This window comes from Kitasatospora sp. NBC_00315 (assembly GCF_041435095.1).
Taxonomy (GTDB): domain Bacteria; phylum Actinomycetota; class Actinomycetes; order Streptomycetales; family Streptomycetaceae; genus Kitasatospora.
In genome coordinates, this window is record NZ_CP108025.1 from 7,848,963 (window position 1) to 7,866,356 (window position 17,394).

The following is a 17,394-nucleotide window of genomic DNA, read 5'->3' on the forward strand; positions in this document are numbered from 1 at the left end:
CCCTGCTCCCGCTGACGGACGGAGGCCGGACGGGTCGATCACCATGGCGGGAGGGCCGCCCCGCGCGGGGCGGCGACGAGCGCGTCCGGTACCGGGCGAACCCCCTCTGTTCGGCCGTCGACTTGGGCGATCCATCGATTCCGGCGCTCACCGCGCACGGTGCCCGACGGCAACCGCGCAGCCGGCCGCGCTCCCGACAGGGTCGCCCGCAGCGGATTTCGATGATCGACTTGTGACCAACCGGGTGTCCGTTTCTGGTCGATTCAGCGGTAGCCTGCGTGAAGGCGCGGGACATCGAGGCCCGCCGGGCCGTGAGGGGGTCTTGTGGCTGATCAAGTGATGCTGGCCCAGCAGCGCCAGGCGCTGATCCTGGAGTCGGTGCGCCGCCGTGGCGCGGTGCGGGTCGCCGAGCTGGTGGACCAGCTCGGGGTGTCGGACATGACCGTTCGCCGGGATCTGGACGTCCTGGCCCGTCAGGGCGCCGTGCAGAAGGTGCACGGCGGCGCGGTGGCGGTCGGCGGATCCAGCACGGACGAACCCGGCTTCGAGGCCAAGTCCTCACTCGAGGAAGCCGCCAAGGCCGCCATCGCGGACGCCGCCGCCGCGCTCGTGGAGCCCGGCAACGTGGTGGCCGTCTCGGCCGGGACCACGACCTTCGCGGTCGCCGCCAGGCTGCTGAAGGTGCCGCAACTCACCATCGTCACCAACTCGCTCGCCGTGGCGGACCTGGTCTGGGCGGCCGGCTGCCAGGCGGGGGCGAGCACCCCCGCGCTCCTGCTGACCGGCGGGTCGCCGACCCGCTCGGCCGCACTGGTCGGGACCCTGGCGGAACAGTCGATCCGCTCCCTCCACGTGGACCTGCTGATCCTCGGGGCGCACGGAGTGTCGGAGACGGCGGGCCTGACCACCCCCAACCTGGCCGAGGCGCAGACCAATCGCGCGATGATCGCCTCCGCCCGGCGAACCGTGGTGGTCGCGGACCACACCAAGTGGGGGGTCATCGGCCTGAGCAGCTTCGCGGAGCTCGGCGAGATCGACTGCTTCATCACCGACGACACCTTGCCGCCGGAGGCCCGCGGCGTGCTCTCCGAGGCGGTCGGCGAACTCCGCGTGGTCCCCACCACGCGGGGCTGACGCCTCCGGCGGTCGGCCGGGCCGGGGGCCGGGGGCCGGGGGCCGGGGGCCGGTGCCCGGCGCGCTCGCGCGGGTCCTGAGCTCGCGCGGGTCCCGAGCTCGCGCGGGCCCGGTGCTCGCGCGGGCCCGGTGCTCGCGCGGGCCCGGTGCTCGCGCGGGTCCGGTGCCCGTCGGGGCCGGGGCTTTCGGCGGCGGTACGGGTGGTCGGTGCTCCGGGTGGTGCGGGTGGCCGTCGAACCTTCACCCGGCGCGGGAGTTCCGGCGCCGGCCGAACAGCAACGGGAGGACGGAGAGCACCACGACCACCCCCACCAGCAGCCAGAGGTAGTGGTCGATCCCCGGGACGGCCGCCCCCAGCCAGTACCCGGCCAGCACCAGACTCTGCGACCAGAGCAGGCCACCGACGACCTGCCAGACGGTGAAGGTCCGGGTGGGCACGTCCAGCATGCCCGCCAGCGGGCTGAGAACCGTCCGGACCATGGGGATGAAACGGCCCAGCACGATCGTCTTGCGGTAGCCGTAGCGGCGCAGCAACTCCTCCCCTCGGGTCGCCGCCGCTTTCAGGCGGGCGCTGCGGCTGCGGGCCAGCGCCGTGCGACCCCCGTGCCGCCCCAGCAGGAAGCCGAGCTGGGCCCCGGCCACCGCCCCCACGGCGGCACAGACCATCACCTGCCAGAGCGACAGGTGGGGCCCGGGTCGGCCACCGGTGGCGCAGAGCACCCCGGCGGGGAGCAGCAGGGTGTCGCCGGGGAGGAAAAACCCCACGACCAGCAGCCCCGACTCGGCGAAGACGACCACCAGCACGGCCAGTGCGCCGAAGGCGCCGAGCAGTGAGGACCCGCTCGTCGGGTCGACGGCGAGCAGCGGCCCGGTCATCGGGGCCCGGCCGAAGCCGTCGGAGGCTCCGGGTGTCGTCCTGCCCGAGAAGTGGCCACGTCTTGAACCGTACTCGTGCGGCGGCTCCCGGACCCGCTCGTGGCCCGGACATCGTCCGTCCTGGGCCTTCCGCGCTCCGCCGTCGGATGCCCGGGGGTGCGTGCGGGTGCGTGCGGGTGCGTGCGGGGAGCCGGGGCACTGGGCGGAGCACGACGCACGGTGGGCGGAGCACGACGCTCCGCACCACCCGGCCGGCGCCGTCGATCACCCCGGCGGTGCCGACGGCGGCGGCCGGCCCGGCGGACGTGAGGGACGGGGCGCCTGCGCGCCGCGGGCGGTCCGTCCGGGCGGGTTGCGCCGGTCCTGCGGCCTCGGGAGAGTGGTGGGATGACGCAGAGTGAGAGCGAGATGCTGGCCGTGGCGTTGGCCGAAGCGCGCCTCGGCCTGGCGGAGGGCGGTATCCCGATCGGTGCCGCACTCTTCGGTCCGGCCGGCGAGTTGCTCGGCCGGGGCCGCAACCGCCGCGTGCAGGACGGCGATCCGTCGACGCACGCCGAGACGGCGGCCTTCCGGGCGGCGGGCCGACTGCGCGGCTACGGGCGCACCACCATGGTGACGACGCTCTCGCCCTGTTGGTACTGCAGCGGCCTGGTGCGGCAGTTCGGCATCGGCCGGGTCGTGGTGGGGGAGGCGCGGACCTTCCACGGCGGGCACGACTGGCTCGCCGCGAACGGCGTGGCCGTCTCCGTCCTGGACGACGCCGAGTGCGCCGCGCTCATGCGTGACTTCATCGCCGCCCGGCCCGAACTCTGGTACGAGGACATCGGCGAGTAGCCGCCCCCGGCCGAGCCGCGCCCTGCGCGGGCCGGTGCCGCAAGGCCGGGTGGCGGAGGGTTCGTTCCCGCGGAGCCGGTCAGGCCCAGAAGGCGTCGGCGGCGTCCAGATCCTCCAGGCACTCGTCCAGATCGGTGATCTTGTCCCCCACGATCCGGAACATGATGCCGCCCATCGCCTCCAGCGTCCGGCCCTCCCGCGCGGCGGTGGCACGGTGCACCGACATCACATGGCCCCGGCCGTCGGCGAACAGGTGTTGCAGCTCCACGCGGAACGAACCGGCCGAGCGGGCCCCGAGCTGCTGGTAGTAGCCGAGGACGGCTTCGATCCCCTTGTGGTCACCGGCCAGCGGGTGGCCGCCCGGAACATGGTGCGTGGCGTCCTTCGCGATGAGCGTGGAGAGCATCTCCATGTCCGCCCGGGAGAAGGCGTCGTATCCCCTGCGGACAAGCGCGGCATGCGGATGCTCGGCCATGAGGAATCATCCCTTTCGCAGTGGTTCGTCCAGGTCTCCAGCTTGTCACCGCCGCCGCCGCGGGACCAGGGGCGAGCGCCGCAGGCTCCGCGCCGACGCCGATCGCACCGCTTCGCGCCGCCGCTGCGCAGCACCGCGCCCGCGCTCCCCCGGGAGGGCGTCGGGGCGCCGTCGGGGCGGGGGAGCGCGGGCGCGGTGGCGGCCGGTACGGCGGTCAGGCCTCCGGCGGGGAGGCCGGGAGCGGCGGCGACGCCGACTGCGTGAGCGAGGTCGCCGAGGGGGAGGACAGCTCCGATTCGGAGGCCGCCGACGACGTGGGGCCACCGGATCCGGTGGCCGAGTTCGCCGCGGACGGTGAGGTGGTCGACGGTGCCGACGACTGGGCCGGCGGGGACGACGTGGGCTTCGAGGGCTCCGACGGAGCACCGGACGCGGTCGTCGGCCCGGCCGAGCCGGTGGACCCGGGCGAACCCGAGGCCGTCGGCGCCCCGGTCGACGAGGAGGAGGCCGACGCACCGGGCGAGCCGGAGCCGGACGGAGATCCCGACGAGGATGCGGAGGAGGAGGCCGACGCGGACGCGGACGCGGATCCCGAGGAGGAGGACGAACCCGCCGAGGGTGACGACACGACACCCGGCGTGAACGGGTTGGCGGGCGCCGGTACCGGCTTGTCGGCGGTGGTCGGATGCCCGGTCTCCCGCGCGAAGTACGTGCCGGTGCCGAGGTTCACCAGCACGAGCGCGGTGACGGGCGCGGGTGCGGGCGTCACCACGACCAGCGCCGACGGCTGGAAGGACGTCCAGGCTGTCCCGGTGTAGGTCACCGCGGTGGTGGCCAGCACCGGCGGCTGGAGCGGGTTGCCGCAGGCGCAGCGCACCCGGGGCACACCCTGGGAGTCCACCAGGACGGCGGTGCCTGCCTGAAGGACGGCCTGGTAGCCGACGGCCGTGCCGTTCTTGTAGCTGTTGTTGGTCACCCGGGTGTCCGCGCGCAGCACCACCGGGGTCAGGGACCGCTGGTACGAGGGGATGTTCGACTGGGCGATCCCCTGGACCGAGGCCCAGGCCCGGCCCTTGTCGCCGGTCGAGGTCGCTCCCACCAGCCGGTCGACGTCACAGCTGGGCCGTTGCATCGTCCCCGCGTAGAGGCCGGCCGTCGAACCGTGCACGCTGCGCACGGTCGCTCCGCCGGAGGAGGTGGTCGCCGTGCGGGTCGCGGTGGCCGCCGTCGTGGTCGTCTGTGCGGCGGTGGGCGGGTGTGAGCCCGCTGGCGCCGAGGCGGGGGAGGAGGCCGCAGGCTCCGTGGTGGCGACCGACTCGGTGAACGGCGCGTCGCCCGAGTCCGAGGGGCTCTGCAGCGCGACCTCCTTGGCCACCGGGGCGGTGTCGGAGCCGCTCTGGTGGGTCACGATCAGCAGACCGGCGACCAACGCCAGGACGGCGGTCGCGGCGATCGGTGCGACCCGCCGCCAGTTACGCCACCAGGGGGTGGGCGGCCCTCCGGCCGGGCCGCCCGACGGAGGGCCGGGCGGTGTCGGGGGCGGGCCCGAACCCGGGCCGGACCCGGCACCGGCCCCCGAACCGAATCCTGGTCCCGACCCGGGGCCGGAGCCGGGTCCTGAGCCGGCGCCGCTGCCCGGGGAGGAGCCCGGAGAGGAGCCCGAGAGAGGGCCCGAGGGTGGTCCGGACGGGGGGCCGGCGGGCGGTGGGGTACTCATCGGGTCTCCATTCCGGCGGCAGTCGGTGAGCGCGCTGCCGGCAGGCGAGTACGGTGCACTCCTTTCTGCACCCGATCATCACCGCTCGCAACAGCGGAACGACCCACCGTCACTCCTCTGGTCGACTGCGGCCGGTCGGCGGCACCCGGGCGCGGTGGCGGGTGACCTGGGTGAGGGTGGGGGCAGGCGTCCGGCCGGGCCCGTGAGGCCGTCCGCGAGGCCGTCCGAGGAGCACCACCCGATCTGCCGCCCGAGCACGCCGCACACCAGGAGCCCGAATGCCCGACCAGCCCACGGGTGACGCGGTGCCGCCGGCCGGACCGCCATCCGGCCGCCCGCCCGGCTCGCCCGGTCCCGCCGATCCGCCCGGTCCGCCCGGTCCCGCCGACCCACCGGGCTCGGCCCACCCACCGGGCCCGTCCGGTCCGTCCGGTCCGTCCGGTCCGTCCGGCCCGTCCGGCCCGTCCGGCCGGGCCGGAGCGGGCGCCCGGCCGGGCGCCCCCGGCCTCCTGCGCGGCTGGCTGGACGCCTTCGCGGCGGTGGCCGCCGCGCTCGTCGTGATGGCGGCCCTGGCGGCCCTCGGCCTCTGGCAGGCCCAGGCCGGATCGTTGCCGGCGGGCTCGTTCCCCTCGGTGCTCGCCGCGCTCCTGGTGCTCGCGGTCGGCGGTTCGGTGCATCTCGACGGCGGGGCCGGCGCCTTCGCGCAGGTGGACGCGGGCATCACGGTGATGCCGCTCTCGGTCGGCCTGGCCGGCGCCCTCGTCCTGGTCGAGGTGTTCCTGCGCCAGCTGCGCTTCCGGGCGGTGGCGACCGGAGGTGAGCTGCTCGGCCGGATCGCCCGGGTGGCGGTGCTGTGGCTGGCGGCGCTCGCCCTGATCGCCGCGGGCGCCCGGCACAGTTTCGCCGTTCCGCTCGGCAGCGACCTGCTGGGCACCATCGGCGGGGCCCTCGGGCTCCACCCCGAGGTGGGGTTCCACGCCGACTTCGCCACCACGCTGGGCCTGGGGCTGGTGTGGCTGCTGGTGGTGCTGGCGGCGGCCTTCGCCGTCTCCCGGCGAGCACCGCTGCCACCCGCGCTGCTGCCGTTCCAGCAGGCCGTCCGGCCGGTGGCGTTCGCGATGCTGCTGATTCTGCTCGCCTACGTGGTCATCGGCGTACCGGTCGGCCTGGTCACGGCGGTGACCGGCTCGAACGCGGGACAGACCCTGGCCGTCGTCCTGCTCGCGCTGCCCAACCTGGCCTGGCTCGCGTTCGGTCTGGGGCTCGGCGCCCGGTGGCACGGGCACCTCACCGGTGCGATCGGCCTGCCGATGCCCCCGGCGCTCGCCTCGGTGCTGAGGACCCCCGACGGCGCGGAGACCACCGTCAGCCTGGGAACGCTCTCCGCCCAGAACGGGCTGGTCCGGCTGCTGCCGGTGGTGGCCGGCGTCCTGCTCCTGCTCGCCGGCTTTCTGGCGGCCCGGCGCTCCCCGGCGGGCGTCCGGGTCTGGCGGCACGCCGTCCGGATGGCCCTCGCGCTGGCGGTCACCATGCTGCTGGTGGGGCTGCTCTCGCGGGTTTCCGCGAACTACGGCCTGTCGGTGCTCGGCGTCGAGCCGGGGCAGGGCGCCCTCGGCGACCTGCTCGGCAGCGTCCTCGGCGGTACCGGCGCGAGCCCGGCCGGTCTGGGCGGCGGATCCCTGGAGCTGCGCCCGGATCTCCCACTGGCGGTGATGCTGGGGGCGGGCTGGGGCTTCGTCGCGGGCGGGCTCGGTGCGCTGCTGGCGGCGCGCGTCCGGCGGCGCGGCGAGACGGCAGGCGGGGCGGCGGGCGGGGCACCGGGCGGGGCACCGGCTAGGCCGGGCGCTACCGGTCGGCCCCCGGGGTGACGACCGGGAGCGCCCAGGGCGGTGGTGCGGGCACGGCGGCCGGCTCCGGAATGCCCGGCGCCGCGAGGGAGGACACCACCCGTGCGCCGGCGGCGGGCGGTGCGGCCGCGGGCTCGGAGACCACCTGGGTCGGCGGCCCGACCGTGGGCAGCGGGCCCGGCGCGCGGTGGGCGCCGGCGGTGGCGTCGCGCAGGGCGGCGGTGAACAGCAGGCAACTCTCGTAGCGGTCCGCGGGGGCCTTGGCGAGCGCCCGGGCCAGCACGGCGTCCACGGCCGGCGTCAGGTCGGGCCGGCGCGAGGTCACGGTCGGCGGCGGCTCGTTGAGGTGGGCCCAGAGCAGCGCGAGGTCGTCCTCCCGGCGGAACGGCGGCGTGCCCGCCAGCATCTCGAAGACCACGCAGCCGAGCCCGTACTGGTCGCAGCGGCCGTCGACCGGCCGCCCGGAGATCTGCTCCGGGGCGGCGTAGTCGAGGGTGCCGACGATCTGCCCGACCGTGGTGAGGCCGCTGAGCGAGAGCGACTTCTTGGTGAGGCCGAAGTCCGCCAGGTAGAGGTGCTCCGGGTGCTCGCTGTCCGTCCCGGCCGCGACCAGGATGTTGCCGGGCTTGACGTCCCGGTGGACGAGGTCGTGCTCGTGCGCCGCGTCCAGCGCGGAGGCGATCTGGCCGGCGAGGCGCACGGTCTGGTCGGCCGGCAGCGGGGCGTCGTGGTTGATCAGGGCCCGGAGGTCGCGGCCGGGGACGAAGCGCATCGCGAGGTAGAGGATGCCGTCCGCCTCACCGGCCTCGAACACCGGGACGATGTGCGGGTGGTCGATCGCGGCGGCGGCCTGCGACTCGTGGATGAAGCGCCGCCGGAAGACCTCGTTGCGGGCCAGCTCGGGCGCCAGCAGTTTGACCGCGACGGTCCGCCCCAGCCGCAGGTCCTGGGCGCGGTAGACCACCGCCATACCGCCGCGTCCGGCCTCCTGCTCCAGCCGGTACCCGGCGATCCTGCGCCCGACCATCCCGGACGGCAGGCCGGTCGGCGGCTCCTGCCGGGCCTGGGACTGGGCCTGGGCCTGGGACTGGGGCTCCGGGTCCGGGGTCGGGGCCGGGCCCGGGCTCACGGTTCACCCGCCCGGGTGGGCTCGTAACCGGCCGGCCGGACAGCCCCGGGCGCGCGGCCGGGAGCGGGTGCCGGTGCCTCGGGCGTGGCCGGCGCGGCCGGGGGTGCGGACTCGGGCACGAGGTCGGGCACGGGGTCGACGGGGCGGTCGGTGGTGACGTACGTCTGGAGTTGCAGCCCGTCGCAGTAGCACCACCGGTCGTGCGCCGGGTCGAAGACCCAGAGTGCGTCGCCGTCGACGACCAGGCCCAGCCGCAGCCCCTGGCAGAGCCGGCGGAAGGTCTCCAGGTCGCTCCGGCCGGTGGCGAGGTCCTCCAGCAGTTCCCGGTGCCGGCCGAGCACCCGTTCGGCCTCGGCGAGCAGCGGACGGGGGTCGGCCGCGCGGCCGGGCGGCAGGCCGGCTGCCGGGGGGTCGTCCGGGAGGCTGATCAGCAGGCGTCCGTCCACCCACGCCGACCAGCCGTTGGAGCAGACGATCCGGCCCCAGTCGCCCTCCCGGTCCAGCAGCTGGACGGGGAGCAGCGGGTCCAGCCGGGCCGAGGGGTGCGACGGGTCCGGCGCCGTCCAGGTGGGCATGCCGTCCTGCGCGGCCACGTGGGTGGGCCGGAACGCGAAGTCGTTCATGTACCGGTCCTATCCAGCGGTGGGCCGGGCCGCCACTCGGGCGCCGGGCCGGCCCGCTACGCCCGCATGATCGCGGGCTCGTGCCGGCGGAGCAGCAGCGAGACGGCGATGCCCAGGGCCAGCGAGATCGCCAGCAGCATCCCCATGCAGAGCAGCCAGCCGGACTGGGTGTGGTGGAACAGCGGGTCGGCGGTGAGGGTGGTCGGCAGGATGTGGTGGAGGTCGATGGTCGCGGCCATCGCGCCGAGTCCCCAGCGGGAGGGCACCAGCCAGCCGAACTGCTCCAGGCCGGGGACCCCGTGCAGCTTGAGCATGGCCCCGCTGAAGACGATCTGGATCACCGACAGCAGCACCAGCATCGGCATGGTGGCCTCCTCCCGGCTGACCAGGGCGGAGATCAGCAGGCCGAGCATCATCGCGGTGAACGACAGCAGTGCGACCGCCAGCGTGATCTCGACCAGCGGAGGCAGGAACACCCCGCTGCCCTCGGCGACGTCGAGGTCGACGCCGACCAGACCGACCATGGTCAGGACGACGGCCTGGATCACCGTGATCAGGCCGAGCACCACCACCTTGGAGGCCAGATAGGCGGAGCGGGAGAGCCCCACCACCCGTTCTCGGCGGTAGATGGCCGTTTCCTTGATCACTTCACGGACCGCGTTGGCGGAGCCGGTGAGCACACCTCCGATGCAGAGGGTCAGCAGGCAGTTCAGCGCGTTGTCCGGGGTCAGCATCGTTCCCGCCATCGCCCGGCACATGGCTCCCACGATGAAGGGCAGCGCCACCATGATGACCAGGAACATCCGGTCGGCCCCGAGCACGGCGAAGTAGCGGCGCACCAGCGTGCTCAGCTGGGAGCCCCAGCTCTGCGGCTTGCTCGGCCCCGCGGTGCCCGGTAACGGCGCGGCCGGCGTGACGGGCCGTTCGACGCCGGGAGCCACGAAGCGGCCGTAGCGGGAGGACTCCCGGAACCGGCTCGCCCAGGCCCGCTCGTCGTCGTTCTCGAAGGCCTCGAAGGCCTGCGGCCATTCGGTGAAGCCGAAGAAGGCCAGCGCCTCGTCGGGCGGACCGAAGTACGCGGTGCGCCCGCCCGGTGCGAGCACCAGCAGGCGGTCGCAGACATCCAGGCTGAGGACGCTGTGGGTGACCACCACCACCGTGCGGCCGTCGTCGGCCAGGCCGCGCAGCATCTGCATCACCGACCGGTCCATACCCGGGTCCAGACCGGAGGTCGGCTCGTCGAGGAAGAGCAGCGAGGGCTTGGTGAGCAGCTCCAGTGCCACGCTGACCCGCTTGCGCTGGCCGCCGGAGAGGCTGGAGATGACCTGGTCGGCGCGCTTGTCCAGACCGAGTTCGTGGATCACCTCGGTGACCCGCGCCTCGCGTTCGGCCTTGGCGGTGTCTCCGGGGAAGCGCAGCTCGGCGGCGTAGCCCAGGGCCCGGCGCACGGTCAACTGGGTGTGCAGGATGTCGTCCTGCGGGACGAGGCCGATCCGGCGGCGCAGCTCGGCGTAGTCACGGTAGAGGTCGCGGCCGTCGTAGAGGACGGTGCCCTCGTCGGCCGGCCGAAGGCCGGTGAGGGCGTTGAGCAGGGTGGACTTGCCAGCGCCGCTGGGCCCGGCGACCGCGAGCAGGGTGCGCTCGCCGACCGGGAAACTGACGTCGTCCAGCAGGACCCGCTGGTCGTGGCCGACCCGGACGGTCAGCCCCTGGACGTTCAGCGAGATCTCGCCGGTGTCGGAGTACTGGACGAGTTCGCCGCCCTGGAGGCAGAACGCCGAGTGCCCGACGCCGATGATGTCCGCGGGGCCGACGGTGGCCGAGACGACCGCACGGCCGTTGAGGTACGTCCCGTTGTGGCTGGCCAGGTCGGCGATCTCGTACGCGCCGCCGGGCAGCGCGCGCAGTTCGGCGTGGTGGCGCGAGACCACCAGATCGTCGAGGACGATGTCGTTGTCGTCGGCGCGGCCGATCCGGATCGTCCGGGCCGGCAGCGGCCGGACGCTGGTCGGCTGCCGGAAGACGGCCGACTCCTGCGGCGCCACCAGGGAGGGGCGCTCCTGGGCGGCCGGCGCGGGCAGCCCGGTGAGGGTCGCGGTCGGCCCGTCCGTGGCGCTGCCGAAACGCAGCCGGCTGCCGGGGCCGACGCCCCACTGCTGGATCCGGTGGCCCTCGGCGAAGGTGCCGTTGGTGCTGTCGCTGTCCTCCACCAGCCAGTGCCCGTCGTCGGTGCGCAGGACGGCGTGGTGCCAGGAGACCCGCGGGTCGTCCAGGACGATCTCGCTGGTCGGATCCCGTCCCACGTGGTAGTCCCGGCTCGGGGCGATCAGCAGTGAACCGGTATCGGTGGACAGGACCAGAGGCGGCGCAGCGGGTGCGCCGACGCGCTCTCCCATACTCGGAGTCTAGGCCCACCTGCCGGTCCGGTGCCGCTCGGAGGGCGGGGCGCCGCTCGGTGTGCGGCGCCCCGGGGATCGGCCGCCCGGCGGCGTCAGCGTTTGGCGCGGCGCCGTGCGCCGAGCCAGCCGATGGCGACCCCGACGAGCAGGGTCACGCTCAGGACCAGCCAGAGCGGCAGGGTCACGGTCGGGACCCAGAGCCGGACCGAGACGTCGCCGGTGTTGGCCGCGATGAACCAGATCGCGGCGATCGCGAGGATCACCAGCCCGATCGTCCTGAACCGCACGGCTCGGCCCTTGACCGTGACGGTCGACGGAGAGTGCGGGGGAGTGGAGTTCTGTGCCATGGCCACCAGTATGGTGCTGTTTGTCCTGAATCGCGGCCGGTACCGATGGGCCCTCAGCCGATCCCGCCGGGCGCCCTGCGCAGCGCGGACGACAGGTCGGCGAGGGCCGGGTAGCCGTTGACCGCCATGATCAGATCGGCCTCGGCCAGCAGCGACCGCAGTACGTGCACCACGCCCGCGCTGCCGCCGAGCGCCAGCCCGTACGCGTACGGGCGCCCCACCCCGACCGCCGTGGCGCCGAGCGCCAGGGCCTTGAGGACGTCCGCCCCGCTGCGTACGCCGGAGTCGAACAGGACCGGCAGCCCGTCCGCGGCCGCCACGACGTCGGGGAGCAGGTCGAGTGCGGCGAGTCCGCCGTTGGCCTGCCGGCCGCCGTGGTTGGAGCAGTAGACGCCGTCGATTCCGGCGTCCCTGGCCCGGCGGACGTCCTCCGGGTGGCAGATCCCCTTGAGCAGCAGCGGCAGGGTGGTGAGCGAGCGAAGCCAGGGCAGGTCCGCCCAGCCGAGGGGGTTTCCGAACACGCCCGAGAAGTGCGCGACCGCGCCCTGGGGGTCGTCCTCGGGGCTCTTGGCGAGCCGGGAGCGGAAGACCGGGTCGGAGGTGTAGTTCGCCAGGCAGTGGCCGCGCAGCTGCGGGAAGTTGGCGGTGGCCAGGTCCCGTGGGCGCCAGCCGGTGGTCCAGGTGTCCAGGGTCACCACGACGGCGCGGAAGCCGGCCGCCTCGGCCCGCTCCACCAGGCTGGAGGCCAGCTCCCGGTCGGTCGGCGTGTAGAGCTGGAAGAAGCCCGGGGTGTCGCCGAACTCGGCCGCGACCTCCTCCATCGGATCCGCGCTGAGGGTGGAGGCGATCATCGGGACGCCGGTCCTGGCGGCGGCCCGGGCCGTCGCCAGATCACCGTGGCCGTCCTGGGCGCAGAGGCCGAGCACGCCGACCGGTGCCATGAACAGCGGAGAGGGCAGGCTGAGCCCGAACAGATCGACGGTCAGATCCCGCTGCCGGGCGCCGACCAGCATCCGGGGCACCAGGCCCCAGCGCTCGAACGCGCTCACGTTGGCCCGCTGGGTGTGCTCGTCCCCGGCCCCGCCCGCGACGTAGGACCACACCGACGGGGGCAGCGCCGCCTCGGCGCCCGCGGCCAGGCCGGCGAAGGTCATCGGGTGGTCGGGGAGGACGCCCTGCAGTCCGTCGAGGTAGATCTCGTACTGGTAGTCACCGAACTGCGGGGCCATGGCGGGGCCTTCCTGGTACGTGGCCGGGTGGTCGGGTCGCGCGGTGGTCGGGGCCGGCCGGTGGCTGGGTCGCGCGGTGGTTCGGGCCGGCGGCCGGCGCTTCGGACGGCTGGACGGCTGGACGCTGGACGGGTGGCGGACGGCGGCTCGGTCGGTGGCTCGGGTGAGGGCGGCGCCGTCGCGGTGGGCGCGGGCCGCCGAGGCGCCGTCCTCCCGCCGGGCACTCTCGCGGTGACCCCCGCACCATCCTGGTCCGCTTCGACGGGCGCCGCCATGCCCTGGGCGTCCGGTCGTGCGGAGGTCCGGTGGACAATCGGGGCATGACTGATTCGGTGCACGAGGGCGGGGACGGTCCGGACGCGCGGGGCGGGCGGGCCGACGGCCCGCCGTCAGCACGGCGCCGGGACCGCGACGGGCAGGGCCGGGCCCGTAACGCCCGCCCGCGCGACGGGTTGGGACGGCCGCTGCCGTACGGGGCGCCGGGCGTGACCAGGCAGGAGGAGGGGGTGGTCCGTTCGGCGCAGGAGACCCTCGCCGAGGCCCAGCGTCTCCTGGACGCGGGCCGGCCGTTCCACGCGCACGAGGTCTTCGAGGACCGCTGGAAGTCGGCGCCCGAACCGGAGCGGGAACTCTGGCGCGGGCTGGCCCAGTTCGCGGTCGGCCTCACCCATGCCGCGCGGGGGAACACGACCGGCTCACGGGCGCTGCTGTCGCGGGCGGCCGCCGCCCTCGCACCGTTCGCGCAGACGCCGCCCTACGGGATCGACGTCTCGGTGCTCGCGGAGTGGGCGGCGGAGCGGGCCGCTCGGCCGGACGGACCGGCGGCGCGCGCCGTACCCCGACTGCGGGGTGGGGCGACGGCGCTCTGACGGACGGCGCTCCGACGGGGCGGGCCGTCTCCCCGGGGCCCCGAACGCCTGCCCGGCGGCCTGCTCCGGTGGCCGCACCGCTCGGCCTCCAGGGGTACGCGGACGCCGCGGTGCGCCGGGTGGGCGCGCGGGTCACGCGTCCCGGCGGCGGTCGCCGCCGCCCGGGGCGGCGTCACCGGTGCGTTCTCGGGAGCGTTGCGGTCACTCGGCCTCGGCGAGCACCCGGGCCAGCGCCGTGACCGCCTCGGCCGCGTCCTCACCCTCGGCGCGGACGGTGACGCTGGTGCCCTTGGTGGCGCCCAGGCCCATCACGGCGAGGATGCCGGTGGGGCTGACCGACCTCCCCGCGTACTCCACCCGGACGCTGCTCCGGAAGGTGGCGGCGGCCCGGGCCAGCGCACCGGCCGGACGCGCGTGCAGGTTGGCCGGCAGCAGGACGGTCGCCTCGGCGACGCCGGGCGCCGGGGAGGCGGCGTGGCCGCCCGCGTCGGGAGCGGGCGAGGCTGCGGAGGCGGTCTCAGAACTTGCGGACATCGCGGGCCTCCTCGGCAGCGGTGACGACGGCCCGCAGGTCCGCCCCGAACGAGGCGGTCACCGCGGCTGCGACCGCGCCCTCGACGAAGGGGGCGTCGACGAGGACGACATCGGATCGGGGGTGGTCCTCCAGGACCGTACGGACTGTCAGCACCGAACTGCCGAGATCCGCCAGGACGAGTACGCCCGCGCCGCGGTCCGCCGCGCCGACCGCGCCCAGGACGAGGTCGTAACTGGTGCCGATCCGGCCGTCGTCGGTGCCGCCGGCGGCGATCACGGGGACGGCGTCGGACCCGATCTGGGCGAGGAGATCGCGCAGCCCGGCAGCCATTCCAGCGCTGTGGGACACGAGTACGATGCCGACAGTTTGACTCATGGGCCGAATGCTAGATTTTGGAACAGCGTTCCGCAATACCGAAAGCAGGTAAAGCGTCATGGTGCAGTCGGTCCATCGCGCGGTACGTGTTCTGCGGGAGCTCTCGACGGCCGGTCCCCGGCTCGGGGTGACCGACCTGGCCGAGCGGATCGGCATCGCCAAGCCGACCGCGCACGCCCTGCTGCGGACCCTGGAGGCCGAGGGGCTGGTGCGCCAGGACCGGGAGACCGGCAAGTACCTGCTCGGCCCCGGCCTGCTCCAGCTCGGCAACTCCTACCTGGACACCCAGGAGCTCCGGACCAGATCGGTGACCTGGGCCGACGCGCTCGCCACCGGCACCGGCGAGGCCGTCTGGGTGACGGTGCTCGCGGGCGACCACGTCCTGGTGATCCACCATGCCTTCCGGCCCGAGGGCGCGGTGCAGATCCTGGAGGTGGGCGCCAGCATCCCGTGGCACACCTGTGCACTGGGGAAGGCGGTGGTCGCGTTCCTGCCCTCCCCGCAGCGGGCCGCCCTGCTGGCGGGCGGGCTGGTCCGGCTGACCGGGCGTACGGTGACCGATCCGGCCGCGCTGGCCGGGCAGTTGGAGGACGTCCGGGGGATCGGTTACGCACTGGAGGAGCAGGAGGCGGCGCTCGGTGACGCGGGCGTCGCCTCGCCGGTCTTCGACCGCTCGGGGGAGGTGGTCGGGGCGATCGGCGTGGTGGGCCCGGTCGAGCGGGTGCTGGCGAGCGCGGCGGTGCGCCAGGCCCATGCGGTGGCCGTCCGTGAGGTCGCCCGGAACCTCTCCCGCGAACTCGGTGCGGCCCGTGGGGCGCCCTGGCAGGCCGGGGCCTGACGGACCGCGGGCCGACGGGGCAGGTACCGGTCGGCTGCCCCGGGGGCGGGACCCGCGGTCGGGCGAAGTGGCCGGGACCCGCGGTCGGGCGAAGTGGTCGGGTGAAGTGGTCGCAGTGAGTGGTCGGGGGCCGGCCGCGGGCGGTTGCCGGGCCGGTCGGCGCGGCGTGGCGGTTGCAGAGCGTACGTAACCCTTGACAGAGCAGGGACACGGGCTTAGGTTCCGAACACGTTTCAGGTATGACGAACAGTTTTCCCAACTGATCCATCGTCAACTCCCGCTCCCCTTCCGCCCCGTCCACGCCGAGGAGGTGAACGCACTGCGTCCCGGCGGCCGCAGGCGTACCCATGACAGAGAACTCCTACCTCCAGAAGCTGTTCGCCGAACTGCTCGGCACGGCAACCCTGGTGTTCATCGGGGTGGGATCCGTCCCTGCCACGCTGATCGTCGGTGGTGACGCACCGTTCACCATGGCCCAGTTGGGCATGATCTCGCTGGCCTTCGCGCTCGCCGTGGTCGCCCTCGTCTACTCGATAGGCCACATCTCGGGCTGCCAGATCAACCCGGCCGTCACTCTCGGGCTCGCCGCCACCGGCCGGATGCCCTGGCGAGACGTGCCCGGCTATCTGGCCGCGCAGGTGGCCGGCGCCGTCCTCGGCGCGTACGCGATCATCGCGGTGCTCGGGCACAAGGCGGTGGACGTCGGTCTCGGGGTCGCCGCCTTCGGTGCGCACGTCGGCTCCGGCCAGGGCTTCGCGGCCGAGGCGATCGGGACCTTCCTGCTGGTGTTCGTGGTCTTCGGCGCGATCGACGCGCGCGCACCGGGCGGCTTCGCCGGGATCGCCATCGGGTTCGCGGTGTTCGCCGTGATCATCCCGGTCGCCCCGGCCACCGGCGCGTCCATCAACCCGGCCCGCACCATCGGCCCGATGCTCGTCGCCGAACTGAGCGGCGGCACGGTGCACTGGGGACAGCTCCCGGTGTACCTGATCGCGGAGGTGGCCGGCGGAGTCCTGGCGGGCCTCGCCTACACCGTCCTCAACCGCCGACCGGCGAAGGCGTCCTCGCAGAACCCCGCCGCGACCGCGGCCGCCGCCGACCTCGAAGGAGCGCTGTCGTGAAGAAGTTCCTCAACACCCCGGAGTCCGTCCTCGCGGACGCCCTCGCCGGGATGGCGGCCGCGCACCCGCAGCTCGACGTGGACGTGTCCGCCAAGGTGATCCGCCGCGCCGCCGCGACCCGGGCCGGGAAGGTCGCGCTGCTGTCCGGCGGCGGCTCGGGCCACGAGCCCCTGCACGGGGGATTCGTCGGCACCGGGATGCTGGACGCCGCCTGTCCCGGCGAGATCTTCACCTCCCCGGTGCCGGACCAGATGGTCGCGGCCGCGGCAGCCGTCGACCAGGGTGCCGGCGTGGTGTTCGTGGTGAAGAACTACACCGGGGACGTGCTCAACTTCCGGATGGCCGCCGAACTGGCCGCCGACGAGGGCATCGAGGTGCGGACCGTCCTGGTCGACGACGACGTGGCCGTCCAGGACTCCACCTGGACGGCGGGCCGGCGCGGCACCGGGGCCACCGTGTTCGTCGAGAAGATCGCCGGCGCACTGGCCGAACAGGGCGCCGATCTGGCCGAGGTCGCCGAGGTCGGGCGTCGCGTCAACGAGCTGTCCCGCTCCTTCGCGGTCGCCCTCACCGCCTGCACCACCCCGGCCAACGGCAAGCCCGGCTTCGACCTCCCCGAGGACGAGATCGAGGTCGGCGTCGGCATCCACGGCGAGCCGGGCCGACGCCGGGAGAAGCTCGGTACCGCCCGCGAGATCGTGGCCGGAGCGCTGGAGGCGATCCTCGCCGAACCGGTGCTCACCGACACCGACCAGGTCATCATCATGGTCAACGGCCTCGGCGGGACCCCGTTGATCGAGCTGTACGTCCTGTTCAACGAGGTGGTCGCGCAGCTGGCCGACCGCGGCATCGCGGTCGCCCGCAACCTGGTCGGGAACTACGTCACCAGCCTGGACATGGCGGGCGCGTCCATCACGGTCTGCCGCGCGGACGCCCGGCTGCTCTCCCTCTGGGACGCACCCGTCAACACCCCCGCCCTGCGCTGGGGCATCTGAGACCGGGTGTGCCCGGCGGGCGCCCCACAGCCGGCCGGGCACATCCTTCCC

17 protein-coding genes are annotated in these 17,394 nt (G+C 74.6%); 7 read left to right on the forward strand and 10 right to left on the reverse strand.

What is annotated here, in order from left to right:
• The first annotated feature begins 324 nt into the window (after positions 1 to 324).
• On the forward strand, positions 325 to 1,134 hold the full coding sequence (locus OG823_RS32565; protein ID WP_371483860.1) for a DeoR/GlpR family DNA-binding transcription regulator: 810 nt from the start codon (positions 325 to 327) through the stop codon (positions 1,132 to 1,134).
• 240 nt (positions 1,135 to 1,374) lie between these two features.
• Here the strand turns inward: OG823_RS32565 and OG823_RS32570 are convergent, their stop codons facing one another.
• The gene (locus OG823_RS32570) at positions 1,375 to 2,010 is read right to left on the reverse strand and encodes a DedA family protein (RefSeq protein ID WP_371483861.1); all 636 of its coding nucleotides are present in this window, start codon (positions 2,008 to 2,010) and stop codon (positions 1,375 to 1,377) included.
• A 387-nt stretch (positions 2,011 to 2,397) separates the two neighbouring features.
• On the opposite strand from OG823_RS32570, the gene OG823_RS32575 reads away from it, so the two are divergent.
• Positions 2,398 to 2,844: a nucleoside deaminase gene (locus OG823_RS32575; protein ID WP_371483863.1), complete on the forward strand. Its 447-nt coding sequence runs from the start codon at positions 2,398 to 2,400 to the stop codon at positions 2,842 to 2,844.
• A 79-nt stretch (positions 2,845 to 2,923) separates the two neighbouring features.
• On the opposite strand, the gene OG823_RS32580 is transcribed toward OG823_RS32575, so the two are convergent.
• Both OG823_RS32580 and OG823_RS32585 read right to left on the reverse strand, forming a co-directional pair.
• Positions 2,924 to 3,319 carry a nuclear transport factor 2 family protein gene (locus OG823_RS32580; RefSeq protein ID WP_371483864.1) on the reverse strand — a complete coding sequence of 132 codons (396 nt, stop codon included), beginning with the start codon at positions 3,317 to 3,319 and terminating at the stop codon, positions 2,924 to 2,926.
• Positions 3,320 to 3,533: 214 nt separating this feature from the next.
• The gene (locus OG823_RS32585; protein WP_371483866.1) at positions 3,534 to 4,727 is read right to left on the reverse strand and encodes a DUF6777 domain-containing protein; all 1,194 of its coding nucleotides are present in this window, start codon (positions 4,725 to 4,727) and stop codon (positions 3,534 to 3,536) included.
• A gap of 587 nt (positions 4,728 to 5,314) precedes the next feature.
• Between OG823_RS32585 and OG823_RS32590 the strand changes: the two genes are divergently transcribed.
• Positions 5,315 to 6,904, forward strand: coding sequence for a streptophobe family protein (locus OG823_RS32590; protein ID WP_371483868.1), 1,590 nt, complete (start codon positions 5,315 to 5,317; stop codon positions 6,902 to 6,904).
• Here OG823_RS32590 and OG823_RS32595 read toward each other — a convergent pair.
• From OG823_RS32595 to OG823_RS32615, 5 genes are all read right to left on the reverse strand, one after another.
• Positions 6,882 to 7,910: a serine/threonine-protein kinase gene (locus OG823_RS32595; RefSeq protein WP_371484738.1), complete on the reverse strand. Its 1,029-nt coding sequence runs from the start codon at positions 7,908 to 7,910 to the stop codon at positions 6,882 to 6,884. The genes OG823_RS32590 and OG823_RS32595 overlap by 23 nt on opposite strands.
• A gap of 98 nt (positions 7,911 to 8,008) precedes the next feature.
• Complete coding sequence (locus tag OG823_RS32600) at positions 8,009 to 8,635, reverse strand: hypothetical protein (protein WP_371483870.1); 627 nt, start codon at positions 8,633 to 8,635, stop codon at positions 8,009 to 8,011.
• Between the two features lie 56 nt (positions 8,636 to 8,691).
• Entirely contained in the window at positions 8,692 to 11,031 is a 2,340-nt protein-coding gene (locus tag OG823_RS32605) for an FHA domain-containing protein (RefSeq protein ID WP_371483872.1), read from the reverse strand.
• 95 nt (positions 11,032 to 11,126) lie between these two features.
• Positions 11,127 to 11,381, reverse strand: coding sequence for a LapA family protein (locus tag OG823_RS32610; protein ID WP_371483874.1), 255 nt, complete (start codon positions 11,379 to 11,381; stop codon positions 11,127 to 11,129).
• Positions 11,382 to 11,434: 53 nt separating this feature from the next.
• The gene (locus tag OG823_RS32615) at positions 11,435 to 12,610 is read right to left on the reverse strand and encodes an alpha-hydroxy-acid oxidizing protein (RefSeq protein WP_371483876.1); all 1,176 of its coding nucleotides are present in this window, start codon (positions 12,608 to 12,610) and stop codon (positions 11,435 to 11,437) included.
• 320 nt (positions 12,611 to 12,930) lie between these two features.
• Here OG823_RS32615 and OG823_RS32620 point away from each other — a divergent pair, with 320 nt between their 5' ends.
• Positions 12,931 to 13,479: a DUF309 domain-containing protein gene (locus OG823_RS32620; RefSeq protein WP_371483877.1), complete on the forward strand. Its 549-nt coding sequence runs from the start codon at positions 12,931 to 12,933 to the stop codon at positions 13,477 to 13,479.
• 201 nt (positions 13,480 to 13,680) lie between these two features.
• Here the strand turns inward: OG823_RS32620 and OG823_RS32625 are convergent, their stop codons facing one another.
• Positions 13,681 to 14,013, reverse strand: a complete 333-nt coding sequence (locus tag OG823_RS32625) for an HPr family phosphocarrier protein (RefSeq protein WP_371483878.1) — start codon at positions 14,011 to 14,013, stop codon at positions 13,681 to 13,683.
• Positions 13,997 to 14,389 carry a dihydroxyacetone kinase phosphoryl donor subunit DhaM gene (gene dhaM / locus OG823_RS32630; RefSeq protein WP_371483879.1) on the reverse strand — a complete coding sequence of 131 codons (393 nt, stop codon included), beginning with the start codon at positions 14,387 to 14,389 and terminating at the stop codon, positions 13,997 to 13,999. Before dhaM ends, OG823_RS32625 begins: the two co-directional genes overlap by 17 nt.
• A gap of 58 nt (positions 14,390 to 14,447) precedes the next feature.
• Between dhaM and OG823_RS32635 the strand changes: the two genes are divergently transcribed.
• The 3 genes from OG823_RS32635 to dhaK all read left to right on the forward strand — a co-directional run bounded on the left by OG823_RS32635 (position 14,448) and on the right by dhaK (position 17,343).
• On the forward strand, positions 14,448 to 15,227 hold the full coding sequence (locus OG823_RS32635) for an IclR family transcriptional regulator (protein ID WP_371483880.1): 780 nt from the start codon (positions 14,448 to 14,450) through the stop codon (positions 15,225 to 15,227).
• 347 nt (positions 15,228 to 15,574) lie between these two features.
• Positions 15,575 to 16,348, forward strand: a complete 774-nt coding sequence (locus tag OG823_RS32640) for an MIP/aquaporin family protein (protein ID WP_371483881.1) — start codon at positions 15,575 to 15,577, stop codon at positions 16,346 to 16,348.
• 50 nt (positions 16,349 to 16,398) lie between these two features.
• Positions 16,399 to 17,343, forward strand: a complete 945-nt coding sequence (gene dhaK / locus OG823_RS32645; protein WP_371484739.1) for a dihydroxyacetone kinase subunit DhaK — start codon at positions 16,399 to 16,401, stop codon at positions 17,341 to 17,343.
• The last annotated feature ends 51 nt before the right edge of the window (positions 17,344 to 17,394 follow it).

Bases quoted from the DNA above. Each gene is read 5' to 3' on its own strand.
- OG823_RS32635 (WP_371483880.1), top strand. From the start codon at position 14,448: ATGGTGCAGTCGGTCCATCGCGCGGTACGTGTTCTGCGGGAGCTCTCG.
- OG823_RS32595 (WP_371484738.1), bottom strand. From the start codon at position 7,910: ATGGTCGGGCGCAGGATCGCCGGGTACCGGCTGGAGCAGGAGGCCGGA.
- OG823_RS32600 (WP_371483870.1), bottom strand. From the start codon at position 8,635: ATGAACGACTTCGCGTTCCGGCCCACCCACGTGGCCGCGCAGGACGGC.
- OG823_RS32620 (WP_371483877.1), top strand. From the start codon at position 12,931: ATGACTGATTCGGTGCACGAGGGCGGGGACGGTCCGGACGCGCGGGGC.
- OG823_RS32580 (WP_371483864.1), bottom strand. From the start codon at position 3,319: ATGGCCGAGCATCCGCATGCCGCGCTTGTCCGCAGGGGATACGACGCC.
- OG823_RS32640 (WP_371483881.1), top strand. From the start codon at position 15,575: ATGACAGAGAACTCCTACCTCCAGAAGCTGTTCGCCGAACTGCTCGGC.
- OG823_RS32570 (WP_371483861.1), bottom strand. From the start codon at position 2,010: ATGACCGGGCCGCTGCTCGCCGTCGACCCGACGAGCGGGTCCTCACTG.
- OG823_RS32615 (WP_371483876.1), bottom strand. From the start codon at position 12,610: ATGGCCCCGCAGTTCGGTGACTACCAGTACGAGATCTACCTCGACGGA.
- dhaM (WP_371483879.1), bottom strand. From the start codon at position 14,389: ATGAGTCAAACTGTCGGCATCGTACTCGTGTCCCACAGCGCTGGAATG.
- OG823_RS32605 (WP_371483872.1), bottom strand. From the start codon at position 11,031: ATGGGAGAGCGCGTCGGCGCACCCGCTGCGCCGCCTCTGGTCCTGTCC.
- dhaK (WP_371484739.1), top strand. From the start codon at position 16,399: ATGGCGGCCGCGCACCCGCAGCTCGACGTGGACGTGTCCGCCAAGGTG.
- OG823_RS32575 (WP_371483863.1), top strand. From the start codon at position 2,398: ATGACGCAGAGTGAGAGCGAGATGCTGGCCGTGGCGTTGGCCGAAGCG.
- OG823_RS32625 (WP_371483878.1), bottom strand. From the start codon at position 14,013: ATGTCCGCAAGTTCTGAGACCGCCTCCGCAGCCTCGCCCGCTCCCGAC.
- OG823_RS32610 (WP_371483874.1), bottom strand. From the start codon at position 11,381: ATGGCACAGAACTCCACTCCCCCGCACTCTCCGTCGACCGTCACGGTC.
- OG823_RS32590 (WP_371483868.1), top strand. From the start codon at position 5,315: ATGCCCGACCAGCCCACGGGTGACGCGGTGCCGCCGGCCGGACCGCCA.